Source organism: Rhodobacter sp. P2_H5 (genome assembly GCF_056403335.1).
In genome coordinates this window covers 1-630 of sequence record NZ_JBFUFS010000130.1, presented here as the reverse complement: position 1 = coordinate 630, position 630 = coordinate 1, and the positions used below count along the sequence as shown (strand labels likewise).

The window sequence follows — 630 nt, the reverse complement described above, 5'->3', positions numbered from 1 at the left end:
ATCCACGATCACGATGCGCTTGCCCGCAGAACGCTGGGCCGCAAAGGCCCCGCGCACCGCCGCCTCGCCCTGCCAGATCGTCTGGATCGGGACGAGACCGACCGGCACCCGGGTCTGACGCCCCAGAACCCGCAGAAGATTGGCGTCATGCATCGGGTTGAGCGGATGGTCCTTCAGCGGGCTGTCCGACAAGAGCGCGTCGTTGACGAATAGGTGCCCCCTGTAGGTCGTCCGCCCCGCTGCCGGGAACGAAGGGCAGGCGATTGTCAGCTCCGCGCCCGTCAGTTCCAGCAGCGCCTCGGCCACGGGGCCGATATTGCCGGCATCGGTCGAATCGAAGGTCGAGCARTACTTGAACAGGATCTGCCCTGCCCCCGCCGCCCGAAGCGCCTGCGCCGCGGTCAAGGACATGGCGACCGCCTCATCCGCGGGGATGGAGCGCGACTTCAGGGCGATGACCACCGCATCCGCCTGCGGAAGCGGCTGATCCGGGCGCGGCAAGCCGACGATCTGCACGGTGCGCAGCCCCCCGCGCGACAGCATCAGGCACAGGTCGGTGGCCCCGGTGATGTCATCTGCGACAGCGCCGATCAGCATGGCAATCCCTTTCTTCGGGGCGATGCGGCCCCG

1 protein-coding gene is annotated in these 630 nt (G+C 68.4%); it reads right to left on the bottom strand.

Annotation, left to right across the window (positions count from 1 at the left end; genetic code table 11):
* On the bottom strand, nt 1-597 hold a 597-nt coding region (locus AC1DVR_RS23930), incomplete at its 3' end, for a four-carbon acid sugar kinase family protein (RefSeq protein ID WP_478003112.1).
* Nucleotides 598-630: the final 33 nt, after the last annotated feature.